We start from the raw sequence: 24,881 nt of genomic DNA on the forward strand, positions 1-24,881 counted from the left end.
TTGTTTCTATGAAAGTGCTGTCAGTCTGGTGAAATGATGGATGAAGGGCTGGTGTAAACCATGTTGAACGATTTATATAAACCGAAAAGACATTGGAAGGACATAGAAGTTTGGAAGGATGTTACAGATGAACAGTGGAATGATTGGATTTGGCAGTTGACCAATACAATCAGGACACTTGATGACCTGAAAAAAGTGATCGACATGACTCCCGAGGAAGAAGAGGGGGTCAGAATATCAACGAAAACGATCCCTCTTAATATTACGCCTTATTATGCCTGGCTTATGAATGAAGATGACGCCCGCTGCCCGATCAGGATGCAGTCTGTGCCGATCGGACAAGAAATATATAAAACCAAGTATGATATGGAGGATCCTCTTTATGAAGATGAAGATTCCCCTGTCCCGGGGCTGACTCACAGATATCCAGACCGCGTCCTGTTCCTTGTCACCAACCAATGCTCAATGTATTGCCGCTACTGCACAAGAAGACGTTTCTCCGGGCAAATCGGAATGGGAGTGCCAAAAAAACAGCTGGATGAAGCCATTCAATACATCAGCGAAACCCCTCAGGTAAGGGATGTTCTGCTTTCTGGAGGAGACGGCCTTCTGATCAATGATAAGATTCTAGAGTACATTCTTAAAAGTCTCAGAGAAATTCCCCATGTAGAAATCATCCGGATTGGAACGAGGGCACCAGTCGTATTTCCACAAAGAATCACCGAAAATCTATGTAACATACTCAAAAAATATCATCCTGTATGGCTTAATACCCACTTTAATACGTCCATTGAAATAACTGAGGAATCCAAGAAAGCGTGTGAAATGCTGGCCGATGCAGGTGTTCCGGTTGGTAACCAGGCTGTCATTCTCGCTGGGATCAACGACAGTGTTCCAATCATGAAAAAACTCATGCATGATCTGGTCAAAATCCGTGTAAGGCCGTATTATATCTACCAATGTGATCTATCGGAAGGAATCGGGCACTTCAGAGCGCCGGTTTCTAAAGGACTGGAAATCATTGAAGGGTTGAGAGGACATACTTCAGGTTATGCAGTACCTACCTTTGTTGTCGATGCTCCGGGAGGGGGCGGTAAAATAGCCCTTCAGCCTAACTATCTGATTTCACAGAGTGCTGAAAAAGTGGTCCTGCGAAACTTTGAAGGTGTCATCACCACTTATCCTGAACCGGAAAATTATACACCAGGAAGGGCTGATGACTATTTCAACTCCCTTTATCCACTAAAAGACTATAAATCTTCTATAGGGATTAACGGCCTGCTGAATGACTCGAAATCTTCCTTGGTTCCAGAAGGGCTGCAGAGGTTGAATCGAAGAGAAAAATACAATGAAAATCCCGAGCATAAATCCTTAAAGGATTTCAGGGAGAAGAGAGATACCTTGAAAGAGAAAAAGTTTCAGGCACAGTTAAAAAAAATGGAAAAGGCTGAGTCCGCTGATGAATGAAAGGTTTGGATGTACATGGTGCGGGGAAGAACAAGCATATAGAAGCAGAGGGCCAGTCTTTTGGGAGCTTCCTGATGGGTCAAGAGCCATTGAAATAACCGGAACTCCGCAAGTATTCTGCAGCGACTGCGGTATTGTTTTTACAGAAGAAGAAGTGACAATAGAGATTGAAGATCAGCTCCTGCTAATCGATACAAAGCAGTTGGAACATCGGGTCAGTTATCGTGAGCTTATGAAAATCGAGAGGAAATTGAAGAAAAATTATTTCCGTTTTGACTGACTGGCCCTTTACGTAGTCCTCTCGTTTTTGTATCCTAATACAAAAGAACGAACACGAACACACAACATAAAATGTAAGCAAAATCATTAAATCTTAACAGAAGAAGCAGGGCAGGAGAATACCATGAGAAAATCATTTTACCACTTTCTAATGAAGTACCGCCAACCAACCGACAGGGATGAACTTACAGCATTCGCGAACAATGTATACGACGACCTCGCCTTTCCGAAACAGTCTGAAAGCTATGATGAAGTAAGTTCCTACCTTGAATTAAACGGACATTACCTCGATAGCATGAGTCTCTTCGATGACGCATGGGACCTATATTTATTGGAAGAGAAATAACTCATTTGAAACCGCCTCAACACGGGGCGGTTTTTTTGTACTTTACAGGTTGTTATTATAAAACCTTTAAGGAGTGTAAGTCAGGCATCATAAACGAATATTTAATTGTTCAGTTTTCAAAAAAATCAGATAAAATTCTCCCTTAATAGGCTGCAGTTATTCGCGTATTCAACAAGTTTGCATATAATAATATCAAACAACCAACGGGGAGGGGAGAAGATGGGTAAGCGAAAACAGCCAAAATTCAAGGCAGGGGATACTGTTGTTGTGACGATTTATGGAACAGTCGGAAAAGTGACCAATATTAAGCTGCTGGAAGGAGATTATGTTTACGAGGTCAATGAAAGTGAAGGGTTGTTCAAGGAAGATTGCTTGCGGCTGCTTGATGAGTATGATGGCTATTTGCTTGAGCAGGAACAGATTGATATAGAATACCGATTCTTATTCGGAGACCTTGTTAAAGTGAAGGGTTATGACAGCGACATTTTTAAAGTAGTCGGATTCAGGACAGAGATCTGGAGATATAGGGAAGATGCATGGGAAGATGTCATTTACGAATTGACACGGATTACGGATGGAGAGTGGCTTGAAGCCGATGAGGAAGAGCTGACACTCATTGCGGATTATGATCAAGCTGAAGTTTTCATCAAAAAGTACGGAATCGTGATCCCGGCCAAACAAGAACAAGCATTGCTGCCTTCCCCGCGAAACCATAATGATAGTCAAGTAGACAGACTGCTTGACCACTACAATGACTATAAAGCCTTATATTATTTATTCAAGGATAAAAAATATAAACGGAAAATGAATTCAATAGTTGAACAGTTGAAAAATCATCTTAACTCAAGTTCAGATGTCATCGGGAAAGATTAGAACAGGCAATAAAGGAACACTGGCAAGCTCAAAACAAAAAACGCTCTTAAAATCCATTTAAGCAAGGTTTCCATCCCTTTAATGATTATACCTTCATCATTCATAATATCCTCTACAATAATGCTTTTCAGTGTTTTGGCAGCATCCATTTCTAATCACTCCTTCAGGGAATTCTTTCTTTGTATCTCCAACTTATGCTTGTCCAACAGGGGATATGAAAACTTTTTTCAGGTTGCATAACTTTCTTTTGTTTCTCATAGATTGAAGTACAAGGGGGCGATACTATGCGTGAAATTGAAGTGTTCATTGATACGGAAGAGATTGCGGAATTTTTCTTTCAGGAGCTTGTTCGCAGAGGGTATGTACCCTCAGAGGAAGAGTTAGAGGAAATCGCCGATATCACTTTTGAGTACTTGATTGACAAGTGCATCATAGACGAAGACCCTAATGATGATGAGTATTAATTAATGAGACGAACTTTGTCTCTGCTACATACCAAACAAACTGGCTTCCTGCAATGGGAAGCCAGTTCAGGTTTTAAAAGCCTTTAATTCAGTTGCAATCTTTAAGAGCAGTTTACCTTTTGAAGTTACATCAAATCTTATGGGGATAGGCAGGTCAATTAGTGCGTCCAGATGATTGATCGTTTTGCTTGTCAGCCAATCAGAGCTTGAAAATGAGTGGTCAACCCTATCCCATACCTCTTGCAGGCAGGGGCTGTATATTTTATCTTTTTGTGCTTTATTTGGTACATAGCTTTGCGGCCAGTAATCACACCTGGAACCTGAATGGGGAGTGATCTTGGCAAAGTGCAAAGCCGAATTAAAAATATTTTTTTTCTTGAACAGTATACTGTAAAGCTTTTTACCGATTGTGATTCTGTTTAACGTTTCCTCAAAATGTGAAATGCTTGTGCCAGCGAGTGAGTAAGGCTGTTTAGGCAAACTCGCTTTCGTATAAGGGAAAAAGACAGTCGTAACCTCAAGTCTGTCCTGCAGGAAGAAGAGAAGCTTTTCAAGATTGTGCCCCCCATTTATAGTGGATAGCAACCTTTTTTGCAGCATGCTTTGTTCGTTGATGATCAATGCGGTGGTTAATTCAGTTTTATTGCCCTGATCCCAAAAACGTTCGCATAAAACGCTCATAACCTTGGAAACGCCAAACGCTGGCAGCAAATGAAAAAGGGACTTTTTTTCTTCCAAGCTTTTTTTATACAGGAGGAGTTGGGGGTAGGCATCTTGAAATATAATGGCATTGGCTCTTTCAAGAAACAGAAAGAAGTGATATGTTTCTTCCGCATGGAGCAAAGAAGGAAGCAGCTCTCCTTTTAAATCCGTCATGTGGTAGCCGGCATTCCTGGAAACCATATGGGCAAGAAAGGACCATTCAATTTCAGGACATTCTTTATAAAAGTCCAGGTAGGCTTTAGTCCTGGTGATGTTGTCGGCATTTTTCAGCTGTGTTTCTTTTCTGATTTGGCGTACGATCTTTTGGCCATCAGGGAGAAGAGTCAGAGGTGTAGGAGGGCTGAACTGCAGAATTGTTTCTTTAAGTTGCTTTAATTCAGCTGCAGGCACAAGGCGTATTTTCTTTGCAGAAGGGTTTAACAGGTTTTCTAGTACAGGAAACATGATATAAATCACTCCAAAATGAAACTTTTTTCATCCCTAATCGTATAAAAAGAAAAAGGAGGAATTACCTTGTTGAAAAAACTGATCAAACACTTACTGAAAAGCAAGTCACACCGAAGACATTATTCATCAAGTGATTCATGGAAAAGCTATAAATCTCATAAACACAAACACTACGGACACCACCACTATAAAAAGAAATATGGCAGCAGCCGTTCCTTCTCAAGCTTTTTCAGCAGCTGAACCTAATGGGGATATGGAGGGAATTCATTAATTTTTTTGAGAGAGAGTGGCAGACAGGCAGCCAGGTTGAAGACTATAGGATTCACTCCATGCTCGGAAAGGGAAGTTATGGGACGGCCTACTTGGTGAAGCATAATGACACAGAGCAGATGGCAGTATTAAAGAGGCTCAGGCCATATAAGCGTATGATTGATCCTGGCGGGAAGCTGATCCGCCGGGAAGCGGAAATCCTTGAGCGCCTGGATTACCCTTACTTCCCCAAGCTTTACGGCATCGGCATGAAGGATAAAGTACCCTATCTTATAATGGAATATTTTGAAGGGGACACCTTTGACAAACTCATCTTCCAAGAAGGAAAAAGACTCGATGAGCAAGAATCCTTATTAGTACTCAAAGAAATTATTCAAATAGTTGAAAGGCTGCATGCCGAAGGAATTGTACACCGGGACCTGAGAATACCGAACATCATACAGGACGGTGATGTTTACAAAATTATCGATTTCGGCCTGGCCGCTGAGATTGATGGTAAGCCATCTTCACCAAAGAAACATAGAGATTATATGCGGGAAAAAAGCATCAGGGCTGATTTTTACGCTTTAGGACACTTCCTGCTGTTTCTTTTATATTCATCTTATGAATGTGAGGGTGCGAGGGAAAGCAGCTGGGAAGAGGAGTTGGCACTCGCTTCCCAAACAATCTCTCTTTTGCGGAGGCTCCTCCAGATTGATGAGCCTTTTGAAGATTCCCGCACACTGTCACAGTATCTGGAAAGAGCAATTACTAAAAAAACTTAGTAAAGGAAGGAAAGTAAATGTCATTTTTTAATAAAGTATTTGCCTCAGTTGGAATTGGTGCAGCATCCGTTGATACAAAATTAGAAAAAGCCCGATACAATGCGGGAGAAAGAATTTCAGGGGTTGTTGAAGTGAAAGGAGGAAATATCGAGCAGGAAGTCGATTCCATTTACCTGAAGCTTTTCACAACTTATATAAGAGAATCTGATGACAAGAAATATACAGACAGTGCCTGTATCGAGAAAGTATTGATCTCGGAGCCCTTTGTCATAAAGGCAAATGAAGTGAAGCAATTTCCGGTAAGTTTCGAGCTTCCTTATGAAACACCGGTAACCGTTGGGAATACTCGTGTGTGGGTGGCCACTGGACTGGATATAAAAAATGCCGTCGACCCTAAAGATAAAGATTATATCGAAATCTCACCAAATGAACTGATGGGTTCAGTATTTTCGGCATTGGAGAGAATCGGTTTCAAGCTTAGAAAAGCTGATTGTGAACAGGCGCCCCGCCATTTGAGAGGGAAGAATCCGTTTGTACAGGAATTTGAGTTTGTGCCGGTCTCGGGAGCTTACCGCCAAAAGCTGGATGAGCTTGAGGTCGTCTTCCTGAAGCAGTCAGGAACTTCTATGGAAATACTCTTTGAAGTCGACCGGAAAGCAAGAGGATTTGGAGGCTTCCTTGCAGAGGCGCTTGAGATGGATGAATCAATGGTAAGAATGTCTGTTTCCACAGCAGATGTGCCTGCATTGGAGGAGAAAATAACTCGGGTATTAGATCAATTTTCCTAATTTGCCGCTTCGACAAAAGCAGTCTTTTTTCTATGAAGGATTCGACATGACTAAGAGCTAATTCTATAAGAACAATAAGTAACGGAGGGGTTCTTATGGCATTGCTCGAAAAAATCATGCGTCCAAAATCTTACACAAAAACCTATGACATTACCATTTTTCAAACGCCCCGATTCGGCCAGCGCAAAGGCTACCAAAAAGTCTATCGTACCTCGATACCTGCCCAGGACAGGATGGATGCCCTGGATGAAGCATTCAGGCTCTTCAATGTTCCTGACAGAATGCCGGGTGATTACCAGGCAAGGTATATCAGTACCGGTGATATCATTTTTGTTGACGAAGGCAGACGCGGCCATTATTACTTCAGGCTCGAACCTGGCGGATGGAAACAGGTAAACAGAGTGATAATCAGATAAACAGCAAAAGAATTTCCAGTTTTAGGACTGGGGATTTTTTTTGTTTTCTAAAGGTGGTGCGAGTTTGAGAAAAAGAAGAAGATGGGCCGTGTAAAGAGTCTGCACGAGGTGCGAGTTTGAATAATAGTGGAAGTTGGGCAGTGAAAGAGGTTTTAATAAGGTGAAGTTTATAAGAGGAAGAAAATCCTCAAGAAGGCTGAACAAATCATGTCCTCTTTCAAAAGTGACTAAGCAACCCTGTCTATAGTAAAGGCAGCTGGGTACTTATTTATAAAAAAGAGAGCTGGCCGTAAAATGGCCAGCTCCGCCCATTTTATTGATTATGACCTGGACCGTTTTTTCGTTTTCGGCCGGAATGTTCTTTGTCATGTCCTTCGTGTTCTGCAATGATTCCTTCCGGCGGTATGTGGTTATTTTTCTTTGGTGCATTGATACGTGCCCGATGTTTTTTTCCCAAATCAATTACCTCCCGCTGTTGAATCTTTCAGTTTTCGAAGAGTTAGGCTGATTTCTGGACCGTGAAGATGGATTTGTATTATTGGCATATTCTACTGCCTGCTGAAGTTTTTTGCTCATTTTTTCTTTAGCCATGGTAATCCCTCCTTAGGATTATTTTAGCCAGATCCTTCGTCCTTATCCTCAAAGTGAGTTCGTTGCATGAATTGGCAAAAAAGCTTACAATGTTCATGCATAGCCTTAGGGAAAATAAGAAAGCTATAGGTATGAGATTTTTAGAACTTTCAATAGGAGGAATTTTTAATGAGCATACATATCGGCGCTAAAGAAAATGAAATAGCAGAAACGGTCCTTCTGCCTGGAGATCCTCTACGTGCCAAGTATATCGCAGAGACGTTTTTGGAAAATCCGGTTTGCTATAACGAAGTGAGAAATATGTTTGGATACACAGGGACTTATAAAGGAAAGCGAATTTCAGTACAAGGAACAGGAATGGGTGTGCCATCCATTTCTATCTACATCAATGAACTGATGCAAAGCTATAATGTACAGAACCTGATCCGCGTGGGAACTTGCGGGGCGATACAAAAGGATGTAAAAGTGAGAGATGTCATTCTTGCAATGAGTGCTTCTACAGATTCGCAAATGAACCGCCTGACTTTCAACGGTATTGACTATGCTCCTACTGCAGACTTCTCATTGTTGAAGAGAGCACATGATGCAGGTGAGCAAAAAGGGCTTAATTTGAAGGTAGGAAATGTCTTCACAGCAGACATGTTCTACAATGATAACGCAGAGCATGAAAAGTGGGCACAATACGGAATTCTGGCCCTTGAAATGGAAACATCCGCACTTTATACACTTGCAGCTAAATATGGCCGCAGAGCACTTTCTGTCTTGACTGTGTCAGATCACATCCTGACTGGTGAAGAAACGACTTCAGAAGAAAGACAAACGACTTTCAACGACATGATCGAAGTTGCTCTGGAAGCAGCTATCAAGTAAATCTGTCCAAGCCTGCCGCATGCATCGGCAGGCCTTTTTCTTTGTCTGCAGAAAAACCTCATTTTAAAGTAAGTAAATAGGATGTTTATCCGGATTACAGAATGGATAAGAAGTGTTATGATGGTTTAGATAATGTTAGAGAAGGTGACTGAAATGAAAAAGCTTATCTTGGTACCGGCTGCTGTGGTGCTGCTGTCAGGTTGTCAGCAGGCAGAAGAGTGGACGAAAAATCTGTTCTCCTCAGGGGAGCAGGAGCAATCCACACCGCAGGAAGAGCCTGTTCAGGACAATCAAGAAAATGAAACGGTGAATGAAGAGAATAATGACAGTGAGGTACCGCAAACACCGGAGAATGATAATAATGGTATCGATGAGGGCAGTGGAAATGAGGAACCTAAACCTGCTGATGAAGAAAATATTCCCCCTTCATTGCAATTGGAATCTCAGTTTTTCAATGACGTAAAAACAGTTGAGGGTAAAAAAGTGATTACCAATCCGGCAAATACTTTGGCACTCATCAATAAAGAGTTTGGCCTTACTGGCGACTATAAGCCAGAGGATCTGGTCAGGCCCGATGTTCCATTCGTATTTGGAAATCAGGACATCGAAAAAGCATACATCCGGGCGGAAGCAGCAGCTGCTTTAGAAGAGATGTTTTCTGCAGCAAAGCAGCAAGGCATTTATTTGACGGCTATTTCCGGCTATCGCTCCTATCAATACCAGGAAGCACTTCTACAAAGGGAAATTAAGCAATTTGGTGAAGAAAAAGCTGTGAAAGCTGTTGCGCCTCCGGGGAACAGTGAGCATCAATCAGGTCTTGCAATGGATATTTCCAGCAAAAGCAATGATTTTCAGGTAAGTATTCCTTTCGAAAATACACCGGAAGGGAAATGGCTTAAGAAGAATGCTCATACATTTGGATTCATCTTAAGATATCCGAGAGGAAAAGAAGATATTACCGGCTATCAATATGAACCATGGCATTTCCGTTATGTAGGGAAAGAACCTGCAAAAGTCATTTATGAAAATGACTGGACCCTTGAAGAATATTTTAACAATGTCAAAAAAATATAACCGGTAAAGACTTGCAGTGATATATTCTGCAGGTCTTTTTTTAGGCTCTTTTCTAAAAGATTGTTGCTTTTAATGCTATTTAACCCTCTACCCTATAACGTAGGAGGATTGGAGCGGAAGGCGTGCGACCTCCTGCGGGACTAGCGGGACAGGTGAGACCAAGGTTACGTACCCACTGGAACGTAACCCCGCAGGCGAAGCCGAGGAGGCTCACCGCCCGCCCCGCGGAGTCGTGCGCCTGGAGCGGAAATCCATCACTTTTAAACAGTCACAATCTTTGCGAAAGGAGCGTTTTTTTATGAAGGAAGGTGCTAAAACGTTTTATTTAGCTTGGACAAATAAAACCAGTCAGGAAGTCATATACCTTAAATAAGGTGATCTGCTTTCTTATAAAAATCACCTTAGAATGTGAGACAAGATACTCTGCGGTTATTGGGGGATTAGTTTTTCAGGGGGGAAGAAAATGTACAAACTCTATCTGCAAATCATACTGGGAAGCCTGTTGGTGGCTATCGGCATAAACGCTTTTTTCGTCCCTCAGCATTTTTTGGATGGCGGAATGATCGGAATCGGTTTAATCAGTCACTATTGGCTGGACCTGAAACCGGGTCTTACCATTGTCGTGTTGAGTATACCCTTATATATACTTGCCTTTTTCTTTGACCGGAGTTTATTTTACAAAAGCATCCATGGACTCTGGCTGTCTTCATTATTGATAGACATGCTCCAGCCGCTGTCTCAAAAGATAAACATGATACCAATCGCTGCTGCTTTGGCAGGAGGGGCTTTTGTCGGTGTCGGAATTGGTTTGATGCTCTTGGCGGAAGCTGCGACAGGGGGCACGGACCTGCTTGCCCAGATTATCGGGAAAAGCACTGGATGGAATGTCGGAATTATCATCTTTATTATTGATACCCTTGTGTTGCTTGGCGGATTTACCCTTATTGGTGCCAATTCATTCTTTCATTCACTGCTTGCTGTCAGTACAGTTGGTTTTTTTACAGCCCTTTTAACCCATAATAATAAGCGGAAGGGATATTCCTTTCGATAAATTTTAAAACCTGATAAAATGAGTAAGATGCAATTCAGACATCTGCGTACCCGTTTCCACAGTGGTATTCCGGGATGGGGCAAAGTGCAAAAAAAGTGTCAATAATTCAGAAAACATGCTATTCTAAGGAAAATATGCTAGCAAGACATGCAATGAAAGTGGTGATAGTTGATGGACAAGGAGCAGGATCAGAGCACTAATAATGAAGTGAATGAACAAAACACATCAGGATTTATTAAAATCCGCAAATTTCAATTTGTAATGTTAATATTTTTTCTGGTATTCGCAACCGCTGGTATTACAACCTTTGCATTAGCTTTTGGTGATGAAAAAGCAGTGAATGTGGGGGTATCGGAAAGAAATGAATTCCAGAAGCTTTATGAAGCATACGATGCTTTGAACAGCAATTATTATAAGGATTTAGAACAGGAAGACCTTGTGAACGGCGCGATTAATGGAATGCTTGAGTCTCTGGAGGATCCTTATTCTGACTATATGAATCAAGAAGAGGCAAAGAGATTCGAAGAGAGCATCACTTCTTCCTTTGAGGGGATTGGTGCCGAAATCCAGGAAAAGGACGGGCACATTACAATCGTGTCACCGATAAAAGGATCTCCAGCCGAAAAAGCAGGGCTTCGTCCAAATGATAAGATTCTTGAAGTCGATGGTGAGAGCATTCAAGGTCTTAGTGTAACGGATGCTGTATTGAAAATCAGAGGAGAAAAAGGTACAGATGTGACCTTGACCATTCAGCGTCCTGGTGCAGATGAGCCGACAGAAGTGAAAATTACAAGAGATGAAATTCCACTGGAAACGGTTTACGCTGAAATGCTTGATAATGGAATTGCCAAAGTCCAAATAACCAGTTTCTCGGATGACACTTATAAAGAGTTGACGGAAGCTCTTCAGGAAATGAAGGAACAGGGGATGAAAGGGCTCATTATCGATGTAAGGCAAAACCCTGGCGGACTGTTAGACCAGGCGATCAAGATTTCCTCTCTGTTCGTGCCTGAAGGAGAAGTTCTTCTAAAGGTTGAAGATAATGAAGGCAACACAGAACAAATAGTATCTGAAGGCGGCCAAAAAATTGATGTGCCTGTGACTGTCCTTATCGATAAAGGAAGTGCGAGTGCTTCTGAAATCCTTGCAGCAGCCGTAAGCGAATCATCGGATATCCCTCTGATTGGTGTGAATTCTTTCGGAAAAGGAACGGTTCAAACATCTGAAAGTTTCACAGACGGCTCAAATATGAAATTCACGACTGCAAAGTGGCTGACTCCTGAAGGAACATGGATCCATGAAAAAGGTATCAAGCCGGACTATGAAGTTACATTGCCAGCCTATGCGGAACTGCCTTATATCAATCCGGATAAAGAATTGAAGGAATCGGATTTGTCTGATCAGGTTAAAGCCGCTGAAGAAATGCTTAAAGCAGCCGGCTATGAACCAGGGAAAGCCGATGGATTCTTCGATGAAGAAACGACTGAAGCGGTTAAGGCATTCCAAGAGGCAGAAAAACTTGAAGTGACTGGTACTCTCAACAGTGAAAGTATTTTGAAACTGATGGAAAACATGAGAAACCTGATAGAACAAAATGATACACAAGTGAATAAAGCAGTTGAGGTGCTATCTGAGCAGATAAAGCAGTAACCTCTCTTCTTCAGAGCTTGCCGGGCATAAGTCCGGCAAGCTTTTTTGTTAGGTAAGAAAGTAAAAGATTGGGGGTCGAAATTAAGTGGTGTTCCAAATCCATCTCCAGTGCCTGATTGGCTAACGAGGCGCTCGCGTTTTTTATAGTATAGGAAGTGCTTTTCTAACCCACAATGATAACAGTCTATATTAAAGAAGGTGGTCAATTTGAAAACAATCAGAAGAGTTGTACAGGTTGCCGTTTGTTTTTTGATCATTCACAGCTGTGCCGATGACTGGACGAGAGAAATTACAAATAATGATGCTGACTTAAAATCAGAAAGTACAATCGATCAGAAAATAGCCAAGACAGATAGTAATGATAAAGCAGAACAAAAAGAAGGGTTGAATCTGTTTTCAAAAAAAGAAGAACCTCTCAATGTACTGATTATTGGATCAGATCAAAGAGGAAATGAATCTTCAAGAGCAGATACGATCATGGTTGCCCAATATGATGCCGGTTCAAAGAAAGCGAAAATAATGTCCATCATGCGGGATTCCTATGTTTTCATACCGGGCCATGGGATGAGCAAGATCAATCATGCCTTTTCCTGGGGAGGAGAAGCTCTATTGCAAGAGACAATAGAGGAAAACTTTAAAGTGAAAACTGACCGTGTGGTAAAAATAGATTTTCAAGGATTCGTGGGGTTTATCGATAAGGTTCTGCCTCAAGGGGTGGAAGTGGATGTGCCTGCAGAAATGATTAATCATTGGAAATGGGAGATGGAGCCTGGCAAGCATGTTCTGCATGGCCAGCAGTTATTGAATTACGTCCGTTTTCGTAAGGATAGTGATAGTGATTTCGGCAGGGTGAGAAGACAGCAGGAAGTCCTTGGGAAAGTTCAAAAAGCTGTTATGGAAAAGCTGGCAAACGGTGAAGGGATCCAGACTGTCTCATCGTTGATGAAAGAAGGTAAAAAGGCTATAGAAACCGATTTGGAGTTAGGGGATCTTTTGAGTCTGGGGATGTCATCTATGCTTAATCCCATCGATACGTTTGATTCAATCAGGATTCCAGTTGAGGATAGCTATAAGAATGTGATGACAAACGATGCCGGTCTCGTTTTAGAACTGGATGCACAGGCTAATGCAGAGGCAGCAGCGGAATTCTTCCATCCTTAGAACATAGGGAGTGCCTTGGCAAGACTGCACAACATGCAGAATAATGGGAAGCTGAGGTTCTGACCACAAGTAATCATCTTGTTGTCAGGGTTTATCCAAAAAGATGTCAATCCTTCTTAATATGAACGCCCATCAGCATCTCAACCTTTTCTTGTTTTTTTAGAATGAGCCCTTCCAAATAGTGGCGGTAACTTAAGTCTTGTGCTTTTTTCTTCACAATGAAAAGGGTTTGCAGCTGTTCCAGATGTTCTTTTAAAGTCATCTCCCTGTTGTCAGTATTCCCGGCATGGACTTTGCGGAGGATGATCTCCAATAGTTTATCATGGGTAGCTTCTACGGATTTGGTACCTTGCCGCAAATAGATAGCATTGTAGCGGAGATCGCCTCCGGCTGCAATGGAAGTATAGGGTATGTATTTAGGATCGTATTCAATCATGAGAACTTGAAACAACTTTGAATGTAGCGAAGGTTCACTTTCTTCAGTGAAAAGAAAGTCCTCCGTTCGATATTTTAAGTACTTAGGCAGCATATGCTGAAGTTTATTATCTATGTCTGCCTTGTCCATATATTCTTCTTCTGTCAATCCCCTCAAATTGATCGATCCGTCGTCCAATTGACCGACCCCTATAATAATTGCACCTCCGCCAGTGTTTGCTATTGCAAGAATATGCTTTGCCATCTTTGTCCAATTCGTCCATTTGGCTTTGAAGTCAAGGTAATCTGTTTCCCCTGTGTTCGTTAGAAAGAGGTTTTTTAAATTCACATGTGAGGGTGATTGCAAGAAAATTTTCAGATTAACAGGAACAATATGCTCGTAGTACATACACACAATCCCTTTCCTGGGGTTATAATTCATTGTATGCGAGTACATGTATCATTTTCCTGCAGTTCTGATTTTTTACAGCCGCTTCTTACAGACTGCGAGGCAGAAAGGATAATGTTTTCCTTCTCTTTTTGGCTCAATTAATACACTTCGCTGATAATAAAACTCTTTTTCGCAAAAATGGTCAAAGAGATCTTTAAACTCATTTTCCGTTAATTGATGTACATGATAAGGCTCATTGGTCGGTTGCCCTCTGCCTGCTCCAAAGGGTGTAGAGATAATGAGGGTACCCCCGGGTTTTAATAACTGATATAGGTTATCCATAAATCTTTCCTCATCTTCAAGGTGTTCGAGTGTTTCGAAACTAATAATCAGGTCAAACTTTCCTAATTTTCCGGGGAGTTTCGAATCAGCCGCATTTTCCATCACGTACTTAATAAGAGGATGATAATGCTTGGCTTTTGCATGTGAGAGTGTCTTCTCATCATGATCAACTGCCACTATCTCTGATAAAACGGCCTTTTGGGCCTTGGCAATGATCTTTGAACCGTAACCGGTGCCACACGCTATATCAAGTACTCTTCCCTTTGCATACTCCACCGCAAAATAGTATCTGGCCAAATGCTCAAGCAGCATACCATTCATTGGGTCCATTTGTTCTGGAATGACTCTTTCTCCTGTTAATTCAAGCAAACTAATCGTCCTCCTTATTAGACTTCATTATACCAAAGTGAAGGTGATGATTGTAATACGGCCGGTATTGAACTAGAATGACTAGAAGAAGGATGTTGAAAGGAAGAGTTTGGATGACAAAAGATGTATATTTGCTTTCCGGTTTCCTCGGAAGCGGAAAAACGACATTATTAAAAAATGTTATTACGTCATTAAAGGAAAAAAACCTAAAACCTGCAGTATTGATGAATGAACTTGGGAGTGTCTCCATTGACTCACAAGAAGTAGAAGGTGGTACGCCGCTCAAAGAACTTCTCGATGGATGCATTTGTTGTTCTATTCAAGATAAATTGGAATCACAGCTCCAGGAGCTCTTATTCCAGGGTGAATTTGACGTACTAGTGATTGAAACAACCGGTGCAGCTCATCCAGTTGAAGTTGTGGATGCAGTACTGTCGCCTTTATTTGCGGATCGCTTTCATTTTAAAGGAATTATAACGGTGGTTGATGGCAAGCAGTGGGTTTCGAGAAAGGCCTATAGTCCCCAAGTCCTTCAGTTGATGAGGGAACAAATAAAGCATGCTCATTTACTTGTCTTCAATAAAGAAGATTTGTTGACAGAGATGGAAAAAGGGACGGCTCTTTTTGAAATTCAGCAAATCAATCCCTCTGCTAAATTGATCATGACCAACTACAGTAAGGTTTCTTCATCTGACTTGCTCAAACTGCAGGGGGGGAGTATGCCAAAAGAAAGAGAGAAGAGTGGGATTGGACACCAGCTTAATCTTCAGGCCTATGTCCATACTTTTGAAGGAGAAGTCTCACAGACCGACTTTGAGGAATGGATAAGAAATCTGCCTGATACCATTTATAGAATGAAAGGATACATACCGTTTGCTGGAAGACGGTATCCTTTTATGTTTCAATATTCATACGGCATGCCTCTTCTGCTTCCTGAGGATATGAATATGCCTAAAACGCTGGTTGTGATAGGGGAAGCCCTGGATAAAGCCATGTTAGAAAAAGAGTTGAGACTGATTGAAAAACAACATTGAAACGGTCTGATACGGGTTGACCTGAATGTTAAATTGTCGTAAGATTAAATAGTTAACTAACTGAACTATTTTCCTTGCCAACGAAAGGTGTAAGATAGTATTGAAAAATGAAATGTCCCAATTAGAACAATTATTCCGCGGCGTGTTTCGTATGATGAAACATGATATCGCCAAACTTAATGGGAAATATTTATCGGGCGGAGAGGTTTTGGTCTTGAAAAATCTTTCTGAAAACGGGCCTATGAAAGCATCTGATCTTTCAAACATAATGGAGGTTTCTGCCAGCCATATCACGAGTGTGACAGATGGCCTGACAGAGAAAGGCTATATGACAAGGCAGAGATCATCTGTGGACAGACGTGTAGTTGAATTGGCTCTTACTCCTGAGGGTAAAGAAATACTCCATAAATGTGAAGAAAACAAGACACAGTATTTTCAGGAGAAGTTTGGTACTTTTTCAGAAGAAGAATTACACCAATTGATCGAGTTATTTACAAAACTTTATAAAACAAAATCATAGATTTAATGGAAGGGATAACTTTTTGATATTTAAAGTTACCCTTTCCTTATGTGTAAAAGTTAATTAGGTTAAATATTTATATTATTAATAAAGTGAACGGGGGATTTATATGGAACACTTAGAGCAGAAGAAAAAGATTTTAATTATGATGGCTATCATGTCTGCTATGCTTTTTGCCGCTTTAAACCAGACGATCGTCGGCACTGCTCTTCCGACAATCATTGCTGATTTAGGCGGGATGGAGTACTATAGCTGGATTTTTACCATCTTCATGCTAACTTCTTCAGTAACGGCAATCCTTGTAGGAAAGCTTTCTGATATGTATGGCCGTAAACCATTTATATTAATAGGGATCGGAGTCTTCACTATAGGCTCATTTATGAATGGTCTTTCAACATCGATAATTGAATTGATTATTTACCGGGGGATTCAAGGGTTTGGTGCCGGAATGATCATGTCAACTTCCTTTACGGCTGTCGGTGACTTGTTCGCCCCAAGGGAAAGAGGTAGGTGGCAGGGCTTGATGAGCGGTATTTTTGGTTTGGCGAGTGTGTTTGGCCCTACACTTGGAGGCTGGATTGTTGATAATGCTGAGTGGCATTGGGTATTTTGGGTTTTCCTCCCGGTTGGTTTGGTTGCTTTCATTATGATATGGAAGCTGTTCCCTTCTCAAGCGGTTCAGGAAAGGAAAAAGGTCGATTATCTTGGATCGCTTATGCTTTCCTTGACGATTGTTCCTTTGCTCCTTGCATTCACTTGGGGTGGAAATGATTATGAGTGGGTGTCGCTCCCAATCATCGGATTATTTGCTGTTACCTTAACTGCCTTGATTTTCTTTCTCATTACAGAGAAAAAAGCGGCGAACCCGGTACTCCCGCTCCATTTATTTAAAAATCAAATCTTCACCCTCTCAAATATCATTGGGTTTATTCTTGGAGCAGGCATGTTTGGAGCTATTATGTATATGCCCTTCTTTATACAAGGTGTCATTGGAACGTCCGCGACAAAATCCGGTTTCGTGATGATGCCGATGACGCTGAGCATGGTATTTGCTTCAGCAATAGGCGGGCAGCTCATTACGAAAACAGGTAAGTATAAGTTAATCGCGCTTACAGGATTATTCGTAATGGGTTGCGGATTGGCTTCCCTTTCCATGATGGATACAAACACAACCAACACCACTGCGGTAATCAATATGATCATTGTAGGCGGAGGATTGGGGTTAGCTTTTCCAGTGTTCACCTTGACCGTTCAAAATGCGGTACAACATCAATATCTTGGTGTAGCAACTGCTGCGACTCAATTATTCAGACAAATAGGCGGAACTGTAGGTGTTGCCATCATGGGGACAGTCATGAATAATTCCATGAGTTCTAAGATGGCTGAAGAAATGTCCACGTTGAAAGAAACAGCTAATCTGGGAAGCCTTTCTCCTGAAACGGCGGCTCAGTTACAGTCTCTTCAAAATCCGCAAAGCTTGATGAACGGAGAGAAACTCCAGGAAATGCAGCAAGCCCTGCCGCCGGAAATGCAGGAAGTCTTTGGAAAGATGATGGAAATCGTCCGTGATTCACTAAGCTATTCCCTGACGAATGTATTCTTGATTGGGGCAATTGTTCTTTCAGCAGGGTTTTTGCTAACATTCTTCTTAAAAGAGATTCCGCTGCGCATGACAAATAAAGATGAAGAAAAAAAGGAATTCAAAAAAGTGGAACCAGTAAGTGAATACAAATAATAATGAACTAGAGCGGTCTCCAGCATAGGGGGACCGCTTCTTTTATTAACTCATGCTCTCTCCAAATTTCTTGAAGGTTCTTTCATCCTCCACCAGTCCGCAAGCAGCACATTGTACCTTGATTTCAGGCCCCTTATAGGCAATGTGGAAAGGATCAACATTGTTATTTTCATACTGTTCTACAATATTACCTGAGTTTGGATCCAATTTCACACTTTGCGGCACCTGCTGTATAATGTTGAATCTGGATCGGTTGGTCTTGCAGTTGGGACAGCGATAGGGTGTTCCCATGTAATTACCACCTTTCTTATTTAGTACGTCTTCAACCTTAGAGATAGTTGTTCTCTTGAAAGTAGTATTAGAAAATTTTACAAAAAATATGTATATCGAAAGGGTGAGGATATGAAATCGACTGAAATGCTGAAAGCGTACAAATCAATCTGGAACCACCGTTCTTTAAACCAAGAGAGAACAGAACCTGGTGATGTATTAAAGGAAGCCATCCTTAGAGAATTACTTGATGAAAACAGCCATCCCCGTATTAGAAAGAATAAGGAGATAAAATATTATTTCGCTGTGAAGCGTATCCTGGAATCTACTCTATCTGCCGAAGCCAAGCTCCAACTGATACAATTGCATACCAGCCTATTGCAAGACTTGCGGAATACATAGAAATTTAAATTTTCACATATGAAAACTAAATGTTATAAATGATAAAATCTGCAGAGTTATTCGAGGCTGTCAATCATGTTATTTTGCCAAATAGTGGGTGCTAGTGCATGATAAACCAGTTTTTCTAGAAGTAGGAAATTTGTGTGGGATAACATTTTAAGCAGGTTAGCTATCACTTTTTCAGACAATTTACTATATTAGTATTTTCAAAGAATAGTAAATATCCTGGTGTTTCCATTTTTCTCCTCAATTATGACAAAAAACCGGTGATATGATGTATATGCAACACAGCAACTACATTTTTGAGGAGGAACACCATGAATATGAAAAAGAAAATGATTGTCTCAACTGCTACAGCATTAACACTGATGGCTGCACCTTTTTTTAATAGTGCGGAAGCATCAAGCGGCCAGAATTATCCTACACAAAAAAAGGTATATACCTATCAATTCTCTGGAAACCATGATGACCTTAACAAATGGATCCAGAATATAATGTCTAATTATAATGTTCAATGGAAATACCAGGATGAAACACAAAAGCCAGTTCAGGAGAAGCCTGCTCCAGAACAACCAGCTGTGGAACAGCCGTCACAAGAAGATACACCTGCTGTCCAACAGCCGGAACCTGAAAGCACAGCACCTGCAGCTCCCCAAACACAGCCTGCACAAGAAAATAGTACAGAAGCTGTAAGCGGAACACTAAGCCAATTTGAAAAACAGGTAGTAGACCTGACAAACCAAGAGAGAGCCAAGAATGGACTGCCAGCACTGAAGGTTGACACGGAACTGAGTGATGTGGCGCGTGAAAAATCAAATGATATGCAAAAGAAAAACTATTTTTCACATACAAGCCCCACATACGGTTCACCATTTGATATGATGAACAGTTTTGGAATTGACTACCGGGCCGCCGGTGAAAATATTGCAATGGGCCAGCGTTCACCGGAAGAGGTAGTGAAGGCATGGATGAACAGTGAAGGACACCGTAAAAATATTCTTAGCAGCAACTTTACACATATTGGTGTCGGCCACAATGCAAACGGAAACTACTGGACACAAATGTTTATCGGAAAATAAACAGTAGCAGTTTGAAGGAAGCCTGAATTTATTCAGGTTTCTTTTTTTATGTATTAGGAGGCTTGTCGGGCATCTGGATAGTGATTGGTATTATTATATAGTGCCAGCTCTAAAAGAGTGTAATGCATAGAAGACCAATAAGCGTAGGGGAAGTGCCAGCTTAGAGGTGCTGGAGAAGAGCAGTTGGTCAATAAGGAAAGGATAAATGCCAGCTGAAAGGTGTGAGAGGGTGTCAGCTGGTCAATAAGGCTAGGGTAAGTGCCATCTAGAAGGTGCCGGAGAGAAATAGCTGGTCAATAAGCCAAGGATAAGTACCATCTAGGAAATGCTGGAGAGGAATAGCTGGTCAATAAGCCAAGGATAAATGCCATCTAGGAAATGTTGGAGAGGAATAGCTGGTCAATAAGATAAGGTAAATGCCATCTAAGAGATGCAGAAGAGGAATAGCTGGTCAATAAGCAAAGGATAAATGCCATCTAAGAGATGCAGAAGAGGAATAGCTGGTCAATAAGCAAAGGATAAATGCCATCTAGAAGGTGCCGGAGAGGAATAGCTGGTCAATAAGCCAAGGATAAATGCCATCTAGAAGGTGCCGGAGAGGAATAGCTGGTCAATAAGCAAAGGATAAATGCCATCTAAGAGATGCAGAAGAGGAATAGCTGGTCAATAAGCCAAGGATAAATGCCATCTAGAAGGTGCCGGAGAGGAATAGCTGGTCAATAAGAAAAGGATAAATGCCATCTAAGAGATTCAGAAGAGGGATAGCTGGTCAATAAGCGAAGGATAAATGCCATCTAAAAGATGCCGAAGAGTGTCAGCTAGTCAATAAGCAAAAAAATAAGTACCAGCAGCTAAAAAGTATAAAGAAGGAATAAATGGTTCAAAAAAGATGTACCACCAATAGGGTTCCCCGCGACTAGTTATGCAGCTCTAAGAATTTTTAAGGCTGCCAGAGCATAACCCCATTCAAGCCAACAATTTGAATTTCATGAAATTTAATGGTATTTTCAAAAACACAAACAAAAAGGAGAGGTACCTTGATGCAATATACAATTCGAAAAGGAAAGATTGATGACATCCCGGAAATCATGAGGAGTGTCGACAAGACTGTTGCCATTATGAAAAGTGAAGATGTTGATCAATGGACAGAGGAGTATCCGCTGGCTTCACATTTCACAGCCGATGCAGAGAATGAGACTCTCTATGTTGCCGAAGGTGAAAATGGTAAAGTGGCAGGAAGCGTCACTATTGATATGAATGAACCTCAGGAATACAGCACTCCCAAATGGAGAAAAGCTAAACCGGCCATATTGTTTCACAGGCTGGTCGTTGATCCGGAAGTAAGAGGCAAAGGGATTGCCAGTCTTTTAATTGAACAGGCAGAAAAATTGTCAAAAGTTCATAATCTATTTTATATCCGGACGGACACCTACTCCCTTAATAAGAAGGCACAATCCCTTTTTATAAAAAATGGCTTTGAACAAACTGGAACTATTCAGTTTATGGGAAAAGAGAATCCATTTTATACATATGACAAAATAGTGAAAGAGGAATAAAGACAAAGACAGAACCATTTGAAAACGGTTCTGTCTTTGTCTTTAAGTAGTGCTTTTAATTTTGAGCTTCGTCTTTCTTTGAACTATAACCAGGCGCCACGATAAAGTAATAGCGCCGGCTGTTAAACCGGAGATCAATCCTACCCAGTATCCATAAGGACCGAAATCCGTGAACTTCGCCAAATAGTAACCGAGCGGCAAGCCGATGATCCAATAAGAAATCAAAGCCATGATGAATGTGATGTTAACATCTTTGTAGCCACGCAAAGCACCTTGGACAGGAGCTTGAATCGCATCCGACAGCTGAAAGAACACCGCATACAGTAAAAAGTGTACAATCAGTGTGCTTACCTCTGCATTATCTGTGTACAGTGCCGATATCGGCTCCCTGAATAAGAGCAGGATGATACCGTAAACTACCGCAAGAATGACTGCTGTAATTATACCTAATAGGCTGTATGCCTTGGCATCCTCAAGTCTTTTAGCTCCAACCTCAAACCCGACAACAATCGTTAATCCCATGGATATACTTAACGGTATCATGTATAAGAATGACGCGAAGTTTATAGCAGCAGTATGGGCGGCGATGATATTGGTGCTGTACTCACTCATGAATAGTGTAACCGCAGAAAAAATACTTACCTCAAAAAATATTGAGAGGCCTATTGGAATGCCTATCAGCAGGATTTCCTTCCATTTGCTAAGAGAGATGCCATACCACCTGCTGAAAATATTGAATCTCTTCAAAGGATAGTAACGATCAATCACAAGCCAGGCAATCAGGGCAATGAGCCAGTAAGTAATCGCTGATGCAACTCCTGCACCGACTCCTCCCAATTCAGGAAATCCAAACTTACCAAAGATCAGAACATAATTAAAAAAGATGTTGATGGGCAATGATGTAAGTGTCACATACATGGTGACGCGGGTCATGCCAAGTGCGTCTATAAAGGAACGCAGGACATTATAAATGAACAGCGGAATAACCCCGAATGCCAGTGCCAGTAAATAATTCTTCGCTATCAGTCTGACATCGGGTTCAAGTTTCATATTGTTTAAAATCGGATCAAGGAGAAAGAAGCCTGCGACAATCACTGCAATTGCAAGAAAGGCCGCAGCATATATACCTTGTATCACCGAAAAGGACACATCTTTTTGCCTGTCACCCCCGATAAGCTGGGCTACAATTGGTGTAACAGCAAGCAATATACCGCTCAAACCTGTAAAAACAGGGACCCATAAAGAAGAACCAATCGCTACACCTGCCAAATCAGTGGAAGAAAACTTTCCTGACATCATCGTATCGAAAAAGCTCATGCTGAACATGCCAAGCTGAGTCACGAGTATAGGAATAAGGACGATCAGAAATTGTCCGTATTTATCTTTTAAAGTGGTAGTCTGTCTCATATTTCAGCCTCACAAAACCTAAATTTGTTCCGGTATGTAACAAGGAACTTATGAATTATATCATAATTGCCTTTTGATAAGGGTATAGAATGATTGATTGAAGTCCACTTTTCACTGTCACCCCTGGTACTTCCGTGTTAATATATAATTTTGATAATGTTTAAAAATATACTGTGTATAATGATAAAGGATACTTTATGGATAGGAGCTTGAATAATAATGAGTAAACATATACTTTTTACTGGCGGTGGATCCGCCGGCCATGTAACCGTTAATGCAGCCCTCATTCCGTTTTTTCTAAAGCAGGGGTGGAAGGTTTCTTACATAGGATCAAGGGATGGAATCGAGAATGAAATCATTACGGAACAATTCCCGGACATACCTTACCATGGAATTTCAAGCGGAAAGCTGCGCAGGTACTTTTCCTGGAAAAACTTTTCTGATCCTTTCAGAGTGGCGAAAGGCCTTGTGGAAGCCCTCACGATTATTAGAAAAACTAAGCCGGATGTCATTTTTTCCAAGGGTGGATTTGTCTCCGTACCGGTTGTAATGGCAGCTAAGATGTCCGGGATTCCAACTGCCATCCATGAGTCGGACTTTACACCGGGATTGGCCAATAAACTGGCAGTCCCGTTCGCAACGAAAATATTCACGACCTTTCCGGAAACTTTGAACAGTATGCCTTCAGACAAATCGATTTGTGCTGGTGCCATCATCCGGGAAGAATTATTTGCGGGTGACAAGGCAGAAGGAAAGAGGCTGACAGGGTTCTATGAAAACAAACCCGTTCTTATGATCATGGGAGGAAGTCTAGGTTCACGAAAAATCAATGATTCTGTTCGCAGTAATCTAACTGGGCTGCTGGAGAAATATCAAATCATCCATTTATGCGGAAAAGGCAATTTAGATCCCTCCCTGGAGCAAAAAGGGTATCGGCAGTATGAATACGTCTCGACCGAGCTTCCACATTTTCTTGCTATGACGGATTATGTCATTTCCCGCGCAGGTTCAAATTCCATCTTTGAATTCCTGGCCCTTAAAATACCGATGCTTCTTATTCCACTTTCCCGGGAAGCAAGCAGGGGAGACCAGATCATTAATGCTGACTCTTTTGTCAAGCAGGGAATCGCATTGAAGTTGGAAGAGGAAGAATTGAATCCAGATACTTTTAAGAAGAAACTTGCCGAGCTTAAACAAAACAGCGGTGAAATGATCACAGCTATGGAAAAGAATAAGTCCTCTTACACCATCGAGGATATGTTCAATGAGCTATCGCATATGGCAAAATAATATAACAAAAAGCTCTGGTTCCATAAGGGGAATCCAGAGCTTTTCTTATGCCTCCATCGCTTGCTCTTCTTCTTGAGGAGTGCTGTAGAGATGCATTGTATATAAATCTTTTGGAATTTCATAAAGGTCGTAAATATCCCCCTCAGCATTCAGCTGCTGATAGATGGATGGCCTTAAATCATTAGCCTTAATCACATAAGGAAGTTTTTCGGCGGCTTTTTGAGAACGGATGTTTACTTTCCGGATTCTCATGAAAACCGTTTCCATTCCCAGCTCATAAAATAGCTCTTGGAAAAAAGCATCTTTGGCCGGTTTATTGTAGCCTTTTCCGTGATATGGCTTGCCGATCCACGTTCCAAGGAAGCCCGCGCCATTCTCAATGTCGAATAAGTTGATTGTGCCAATAGGGTTGCCCCATTCATCGGCAATTGTACGTGAAATAAGTTCTCCGCGCTCTTCGGCTTCAATTGTGCTTTTCGTCAAAAACAGGAATTCATCATAAGATTGAGCTTTTTGACGCACAAAAGGGAAGACCTCAGGGTGCACCATCAAATCAAACAGAACGTGACAGTCCTGCAGTTCGCGTTTCTTGATCATTAGTATCCCTCCATGAGGGCAGTCTTTTAGCGTAAGACTCCACCCTCGAAATTTTTCATAAACCGCATAAAAAATTTCGGGGTGGGAATCGAACCCACTAAGACCAGTCAAGAAACTGGTGGCGCACCATTTGCCTTCCCTCCATTACATAAGCCATATATATTCAGATTGCCCGGCTAGTGAACAATATAATGGAATATATCATCTGTTCGTATCATACTAAAAAAAATCATAAAAATAA

30 protein-coding genes are annotated in these 24,881 nt (G+C 41.4%); 21 read left to right on the plus strand and 9 right to left on the minus strand.

Translation table 11 applies throughout. From position 1 onward, the window contains the following. The first annotated feature begins 60 nt into the window (after positions 1-60). The 4 genes from kamA to M1E09_RS08180 all read left to right on the plus strand — a co-directional run bounded on the left by kamA (position 61) and on the right by M1E09_RS08180 (position 2,965). Positions 61-1,467: a lysine 2,3-aminomutase gene (gene kamA, locus M1E09_RS08165; protein ID WP_456274338.1), complete on the plus strand. Its 1,407-nt coding sequence runs from the start codon at positions 61-63 to the stop codon at positions 1,465-1,467. Beyond that, positions 1,460-1,747 carry a YokU family protein gene (locus tag M1E09_RS08170; protein WP_456274339.1) on the plus strand — a complete coding sequence of 96 codons (288 nt, stop codon included), beginning with the start codon at positions 1,460-1,462 and terminating at the stop codon, positions 1,745-1,747. Before kamA ends, M1E09_RS08170 begins: the two co-directional genes overlap by 8 nt. 123 nt (positions 1,748-1,870) lie before the next feature. Continuing rightward, entirely contained in the window at positions 1,871-2,092 is a 222-nt protein-coding gene (locus tag M1E09_RS08175; protein WP_456274340.1) for a YozE family protein, read from the plus strand. Positions 2,093-2,311: 219 nt separating this feature from the next. Further along, positions 2,312-2,965 (plus strand): hypothetical protein, encoded by a 654-nt coding sequence (locus tag M1E09_RS08180; RefSeq protein ID WP_456274341.1) that lies wholly within the window; start codon positions 2,312-2,314, stop codon positions 2,963-2,965. Here M1E09_RS08180 and M1E09_RS08185 read toward each other — a convergent pair. After that, positions 2,962-3,114: a hypothetical protein gene (locus M1E09_RS08185; RefSeq protein WP_456274342.1), complete on the minus strand. Its 153-nt coding sequence runs from the start codon at positions 3,112-3,114 to the stop codon at positions 2,962-2,964. The genes M1E09_RS08180 and M1E09_RS08185 overlap by 4 nt on opposite strands. A 135-nt stretch (positions 3,115-3,249) precedes the next feature. Between M1E09_RS08185 and M1E09_RS08190 the strand changes: the two genes are divergently transcribed. Continuing rightward, a complete protein-coding gene (locus tag M1E09_RS08190) occupies positions 3,250-3,429 on the plus strand; it encodes a YozD family protein (RefSeq protein ID WP_456274343.1) in 180 nt (59 codons plus the stop codon). A 66-nt stretch (positions 3,430-3,495) separates the two neighbouring features. Here the strand turns inward: M1E09_RS08190 and M1E09_RS08195 are convergent, their stop codons facing one another. After that, positions 3,496-4,596 (minus strand): DUF2515 family protein, encoded by a 1,101-nt coding sequence (locus tag M1E09_RS08195; RefSeq protein ID WP_456274344.1) that lies wholly within the window; start codon positions 4,594-4,596, stop codon positions 3,496-3,498. A 69-nt stretch (positions 4,597-4,665) separates the two neighbouring features. Here M1E09_RS08195 and M1E09_RS08200 point away from each other — a divergent pair, with 69 nt between their 5' ends. From M1E09_RS08200 to M1E09_RS08215, 4 genes are all read left to right on the plus strand, one after another. Next, positions 4,666-4,839 (plus strand): hypothetical protein, encoded by a 174-nt coding sequence (locus M1E09_RS08200; protein ID WP_456274345.1) that lies wholly within the window; start codon positions 4,666-4,668, stop codon positions 4,837-4,839. 5 nt (positions 4,840-4,844) lie between these two features. Continuing rightward, the gene (locus tag M1E09_RS08205) at positions 4,845-5,633 is read left to right on the plus strand and encodes a serine/threonine protein kinase (RefSeq protein WP_456274346.1); all 789 of its coding nucleotides are present in this window, start codon (positions 4,845-4,847) and stop codon (positions 5,631-5,633) included. A 17-nt stretch (positions 5,634-5,650) separates the two neighbouring features. Next, positions 5,651-6,421 carry a sporulation protein gene (locus M1E09_RS08210; RefSeq protein WP_456274347.1) on the plus strand — a complete coding sequence of 257 codons (771 nt, stop codon included), beginning with the start codon at positions 5,651-5,653 and terminating at the stop codon, positions 6,419-6,421. Positions 6,422-6,516: 95 nt separating this feature from the next. Beyond that, the gene (locus M1E09_RS08215; RefSeq protein WP_456274348.1) at positions 6,517-6,837 is read left to right on the plus strand and encodes a YodL domain-containing protein; all 321 of its coding nucleotides are present in this window, start codon (positions 6,517-6,519) and stop codon (positions 6,835-6,837) included. A 313-nt stretch (positions 6,838-7,150) separates the two neighbouring features. Here M1E09_RS08215 and M1E09_RS08220 read toward each other — a convergent pair whose 3' ends face one another. Both M1E09_RS08220 and M1E09_RS08225 read right to left on the minus strand, forming a co-directional pair. Continuing rightward, positions 7,151-7,294 (minus strand): hypothetical protein, encoded by a 144-nt coding sequence (locus tag M1E09_RS08220; protein ID WP_456274350.1) that lies wholly within the window; start codon positions 7,292-7,294, stop codon positions 7,151-7,153. Between the two features lie 5 nt (positions 7,295-7,299). Continuing rightward, on the minus strand, positions 7,300-7,428 hold the full coding sequence (locus M1E09_RS08225; protein WP_456274351.1) for a hypothetical protein: 129 nt from the start codon (positions 7,426-7,428) through the stop codon (positions 7,300-7,302). A gap of 168 nt (positions 7,429-7,596) precedes the next feature. On the opposite strand from M1E09_RS08225, the gene deoD reads away from it, so the two are divergent. From deoD to M1E09_RS08250, 5 genes are all read left to right on the plus strand, one after another. Then, positions 7,597-8,298, plus strand: coding sequence for a purine-nucleoside phosphorylase (gene deoD, locus M1E09_RS08230; RefSeq protein WP_456274352.1), 702 nt, complete (start codon positions 7,597-7,599; stop codon positions 8,296-8,298). Between the two features lie 153 nt (positions 8,299-8,451). Beyond that, on the plus strand, positions 8,452-9,372 hold the full coding sequence (locus M1E09_RS08235; protein ID WP_456274353.1) for a M15 family metallopeptidase: 921 nt from the start codon (positions 8,452-8,454) through the stop codon (positions 9,370-9,372). Positions 9,373-9,835: 463 nt separating this feature from the next. Beyond that, positions 9,836-10,423 carry a YitT family protein gene (locus M1E09_RS08240; protein WP_456274354.1) on the plus strand — a complete coding sequence of 196 codons (588 nt, stop codon included), beginning with the start codon at positions 9,836-9,838 and terminating at the stop codon, positions 10,421-10,423. 171 nt (positions 10,424-10,594) lie between these two features. Beyond that, positions 10,595-12,073 (plus strand): lmo1851 family serine protease, encoded by a 1,479-nt coding sequence (locus M1E09_RS08245; RefSeq protein ID WP_456274355.1) that lies wholly within the window; start codon positions 10,595-10,597, stop codon positions 12,071-12,073. Positions 12,074-12,280: 207 nt separating this feature from the next. Then, positions 12,281-13,234, plus strand: a complete 954-nt coding sequence (locus tag M1E09_RS08250) for an LCP family protein (protein WP_456274356.1) — start codon at positions 12,281-12,283, stop codon at positions 13,232-13,234. A 106-nt stretch (positions 13,235-13,340) separates the two neighbouring features. Here M1E09_RS08250 and M1E09_RS08255 read toward each other — a convergent pair whose 3' ends face one another. Next, positions 13,341-14,057 carry an RNA-binding domain-containing protein gene (locus M1E09_RS08255; RefSeq protein ID WP_456274357.1) on the minus strand — a complete coding sequence of 239 codons (717 nt, stop codon included), beginning with the start codon at positions 14,055-14,057 and terminating at the stop codon, positions 13,341-13,343. A gap of 75 nt (positions 14,058-14,132) precedes the next feature. Continuing rightward, positions 14,133-14,750, minus strand: a complete 618-nt coding sequence (locus tag M1E09_RS08260; protein ID WP_456274358.1) for a class I SAM-dependent methyltransferase — start codon at positions 14,748-14,750, stop codon at positions 14,133-14,135. Positions 14,751-14,863: 113 nt separating this feature from the next. On the opposite strand from M1E09_RS08260, the gene M1E09_RS08265 reads away from it, so the two are divergent. From M1E09_RS08265 to M1E09_RS08275, 3 genes are all read left to right on the plus strand, one after another. Next, positions 14,864-15,784, plus strand: coding sequence for a CobW family GTP-binding protein (locus M1E09_RS08265; protein WP_456274359.1), 921 nt, complete (start codon positions 14,864-14,866; stop codon positions 15,782-15,784). 100 nt (positions 15,785-15,884) lie between these two features. Further along, entirely contained in the window at positions 15,885-16,304 is a 420-nt protein-coding gene (locus tag M1E09_RS08270) for a MarR family winged helix-turn-helix transcriptional regulator (RefSeq protein ID WP_456274360.1), read from the plus strand. A gap of 109 nt (positions 16,305-16,413) precedes the next feature. Further along, a complete protein-coding gene (locus M1E09_RS08275; protein WP_456274361.1) occupies positions 16,414-18,039 on the plus strand; it encodes an MDR family MFS transporter in 1,626 nt (541 codons plus the stop codon). Positions 18,040-18,084: 45 nt separating this feature from the next. On the opposite strand, the gene M1E09_RS08280 is transcribed toward M1E09_RS08275, so the two are convergent. After that, complete coding sequence (locus tag M1E09_RS08280; protein WP_456274362.1) at positions 18,085-18,330, minus strand: DNA alkylation repair protein; 246 nt, start codon at positions 18,328-18,330, stop codon at positions 18,085-18,087. A 111-nt stretch (positions 18,331-18,441) separates the two neighbouring features. Here M1E09_RS08280 and M1E09_RS08285 point away from each other — a divergent pair, with 111 nt between their 5' ends. The 3 genes from M1E09_RS08285 (at position 18,442) to M1E09_RS08295 (ending at position 21,346) form a co-directional block, all read left to right on the plus strand. Next, the gene (locus M1E09_RS08285; RefSeq protein WP_456274363.1) at positions 18,442-18,711 is read left to right on the plus strand and encodes a hypothetical protein; all 270 of its coding nucleotides are present in this window, start codon (positions 18,442-18,444) and stop codon (positions 18,709-18,711) included. 323 nt (positions 18,712-19,034) lie between these two features. Further along, positions 19,035-19,790, plus strand: coding sequence for a CAP domain-containing protein (locus M1E09_RS08290; protein ID WP_456274942.1), 756 nt, complete (start codon positions 19,035-19,037; stop codon positions 19,788-19,790). Positions 19,791-20,830: 1,040 nt separating this feature from the next. Then, complete coding sequence (locus tag M1E09_RS08295) at positions 20,831-21,346, plus strand: GNAT family N-acetyltransferase (protein ID WP_456274364.1); 516 nt, start codon at positions 20,831-20,833, stop codon at positions 21,344-21,346. A 42-nt stretch (positions 21,347-21,388) separates the two neighbouring features. Here the strand turns inward: M1E09_RS08295 and M1E09_RS08300 are convergent, their stop codons facing one another. Next, complete coding sequence (locus M1E09_RS08300) at positions 21,389-22,753, minus strand: MATE family efflux transporter (RefSeq protein WP_456274365.1); 1,365 nt, start codon at positions 22,751-22,753, stop codon at positions 21,389-21,391. A 219-nt stretch (positions 22,754-22,972) separates the two neighbouring features. On the opposite strand from M1E09_RS08300, the gene M1E09_RS08305 reads away from it, so the two are divergent. Beyond that, positions 22,973-24,043 (plus strand): undecaprenyldiphospho-muramoylpentapeptide beta-N-acetylglucosaminyltransferase, encoded by a 1,071-nt coding sequence (locus M1E09_RS08305; RefSeq protein WP_456274367.1) that lies wholly within the window; start codon positions 22,973-22,975, stop codon positions 24,041-24,043. A 45-nt stretch (positions 24,044-24,088) separates the two neighbouring features. Here M1E09_RS08305 and M1E09_RS08310 read toward each other — a convergent pair whose 3' ends face one another. Then, positions 24,089-24,640 (minus strand): GNAT family N-acetyltransferase, encoded by a 552-nt coding sequence (locus M1E09_RS08310; protein WP_456274368.1) that lies wholly within the window; start codon positions 24,638-24,640, stop codon positions 24,089-24,091. Between the last annotated feature and the right edge of the window lie 241 nt (positions 24,641-24,881).

This window comes from Bacillus sp. AK031, from assembly GCF_053903065.1.